The organism is Moorena sp. SIO3E8, assembly GCF_010692445.1.
Taxonomy (GTDB): Bacteria; Cyanobacteriota; Cyanobacteriia; order Cyanobacteriales; family Coleofasciculaceae; genus Moorena; species Moorena bouillonii.
Genome location: NZ_JAAHHM010000299.1, coordinates 1 through 2,700, shown reverse-complemented (window position 1 = coordinate 2,700; position 2,700 = coordinate 1). Strand labels below are relative to the sequence as shown.

The following is a 2,700-nucleotide window of genomic DNA, read 5'->3' as shown; positions in this document are numbered from 1 at the left end:
GTTCTTTTAGCTCTTGCTTTTCTTCCGGACTCAAGTTCATGAGTTTTAGTAATTATTAGAAACTATTTATCATTAATAATATCATGATATCATGATTTTGGTATTTTTGCAAAACTGAGATGCACCCGTAAGCATCCCTTCAGACATATCGATTCCTACTAGGTTGTGAAAGCCTTCCTGTTGCAGCCATTGACCGACTACACCCGTACCTGCTCCCACATCTAAAATTTGAGCATTTCTAGGGACGTACTTAATTGTTAAATCGACAATAGGTTCGCGGTTAAGACGACCAAAAGTTTCATTTAAATCTCGTTCGTAATCCTTGGCCCATTGGTTATAGCGATCACTGAGTTCGTGATTATTTTTTGAACTATAGACCCACTGAACTTTATTTGACACATTCATGATTGTTATCAACCCTTACTAAAATGAAACATTTAATAACTATACTGCACTCCCGATCTATGGGTATTTAAGATAGATAATGCTTCAATGGCAGGATGTTGGAGATATTTCAAATTTAGAAGTGACCTCAAATAATCCCATTCAACGGCAGCAGTTTCAAGATATCGAAATCCAGTACTAGGATCGAAAGATTTTCGTCCATGAAGCATCCGTGAGTTGTTAAACAGCAAACAATCTCCAGCCTGGATTCGGAAGTTGTATTGGTACTTTTGACTTCTCACATAGCCCATAAAAACTGACAAAGCCTCGTAAAAGCGCTGAATCTGATCAAATGGCAAGTTGATATTCATATTTTTGTATGAGTAGTAAATGCTAACTACCTCATCCTGGCGATTTAACTGAATGAGAGGCTTCTTGCTCCGCATTAAGTAAGACCCGCAATCAAAATAATGCCAATAATCCACCAGTATCTCCGTCAAGGCTGAGAAATGCTCTGGCTCTTCTCGACGCAGATCCTCTGCCATCTTAAAACCATCAATCAGGATAGATTCACCTCCACTGGTTGTATTCTCAACACAATAAAGTGCCCCAACAATTGGAGATGCATCGCACGAAACTATGTCATTGTGGGGTATTAACTCATTAGATAAAGATCCCAAGTCTGAGCAAGCATACTCCGATGATGGACGAACAGATTTAAGTATTGAGAACTTACCATCCCTGGCATACTCACGGATTGGTCCAATTAGTGTAAGAAATGATTCAAGAGCCTCGTGAGGTACATTTTTAATCAGGGTAAATCCAAGGACATAAAGCTGATTCATCCATGTTTCTCGATTGCAGTTGCTGAAATCATGCTGTTGTGGAGGATGTGCCCTCAACCAATCGGTATCCCACAAAATATACTCTGGCTCAAAGTTAGGATTAGGTTCAGGGTCATAGGCATGCTTTAGTAGCCATGAAATTGGAAATACACTTTGGTGGGGGGGGTCTTCTTGCCAATCAATAATTAGGTTTTCACCTTTGAGTGTGGCAGATAGTGGTTTAGGCAAATCAGTACAGGCGCTAATGTCATAAATTTTTTGCCCAGACCAAGGATCGCAACACTGGGAACATAAACAATGATGACGCAACCAAATGTAATGGAAACGCTTGTTTTCAAGCACCAAAAAACTGTCTTGAAGATTAATGCTAGAGGGAGTGGTACTAAGCATATTAGGTATTATTAAAAACTATCATACAACGGTTTGCAATTCAGTCAGGTACAAATTCTTGAGGTGCGATCCGTGGCGAATTTAATTCTTAATGGTAAGAGCGCACCTAAGGTTTTAGGGAGCAGGGAGCAGGGAGCAGGGAGCAGGGAGCAGGGAGCAGGGAGCAGGGAAGAGGGCAGAAGGAGAAAATTTTCCTTTAATTATTATTCAAATTCAGCGGAAAATTCGGTGAATTTGAACAAAAAAATTGCTTTAGGATGGGATTTATTCGAGTTTTTAAAAAAAATTGAGTTAATCATATTTTTGTCTGTTACCATTTATCCCAAATTAAATCCGTTTACCCTACTATAAGTCTGTATATATGCTTAACTATTCCATCCGCTTGTTGCTCTTTTATCTAAATTTCAAAACTATACCTGCTTCTGTCTAAAACATTACGCAATCACCAACGCCAAAGAATCATTATCATTATTTTAATTTTGAGTGCAAGTTAGGTGACTCTCTGGCTTATGCATCCAGTTAGTGTATAGCTTTGAGCGTTTGAGATATTAACTGCAACAAGGGTTGTCTATCTTCATTTAGATAGAAGTGTCCTCCTGGAAATGTCTGAACTGAAAATGAGGAATGGGTATACTCACGCCAAGTAATAAGACGATCATAACTAGCTTCCTCATCATCAATACCACCCAGAGCAACAATGGGACAATCGAGAGTCTCTACTTGTTCCTGGCTATATGTTTGGGCTAACGTCATGTCTGCTCGCAAAACTGGTAAGAACAAGCGCATGAGTTCTTCTTCTTTGAGGACAGCATCTGGAATATTAGGGTAAATATTAGTTAATGTCTCAATGAATTCAGCATCTGGTAATGAATAAAAGGGTGGATATAACTCCTTTCAAGGGTATGTTTTTTAGATTTGGGCATTCGCCTAGGTATTACTCAACAGAAATACATTGGGTGCGGCTCTTTTAAAAAGACAAAGAATAAGGTTTAGACAGGTATAGCAAGAGTAGGAGGAGCATTAGTAGAGCAACAAGCTTGAAAGAGTCGTTTCATTAAAGGAATACCATCAAGATACAAAG

The 2,700-nt window shown here is 38.9% G+C and carries 4 protein-coding genes; 1 reads left to right on the top strand and 3 read right to left on the bottom strand.

The features are described 5' to 3' along the window. Positions 1–81: 81 nt before the first annotated feature. Positions 82–405, bottom strand: coding sequence for a class I SAM-dependent methyltransferase (locus F6K46_RS39210; protein ID WP_293068735.1), 324 nt, complete (start codon positions 403–405; stop codon positions 82–84). A gap of 32 nt (positions 406–437) precedes the next feature. Next, positions 438–1,571, bottom strand: a complete 1,134-nt coding sequence (locus F6K46_RS39205; protein WP_293118120.1) for a TauD/TfdA family dioxygenase — start codon at positions 1,569–1,571, stop codon at positions 438–440. Between the two features lie 120 nt (positions 1,572–1,691). Here F6K46_RS39205 and F6K46_RS39200 point away from each other — a divergent pair, with 120 nt between their 5' ends. Next, entirely contained in the window at positions 1,692–1,970 is a 279-nt protein-coding gene (locus F6K46_RS39200; protein ID WP_293068730.1) for a hypothetical protein, read from the top strand. Positions 1,971–2,138: 168 nt separating this feature from the next. On the opposite strand, the gene F6K46_RS39195 is transcribed toward F6K46_RS39200, so the two are convergent. Next, positions 2,139–2,468 carry a thioesterase domain-containing protein gene (locus F6K46_RS39195; protein ID WP_293068737.1) on the bottom strand — a complete coding sequence of 110 codons (330 nt, stop codon included), beginning with the start codon at positions 2,466–2,468 and terminating at the stop codon, positions 2,139–2,141. Positions 2,469–2,700 lie beyond the last annotated feature (232 nt).

Bases quoted from the DNA above. Each gene is read 5' to 3' on its own strand.
- F6K46_RS39210 (WP_293068735.1), bottom strand. From the start codon at position 405: ATGAATGTGTCAAATAAAGTTCAGTGGGTCTATAGTTCAAAAAATAAT.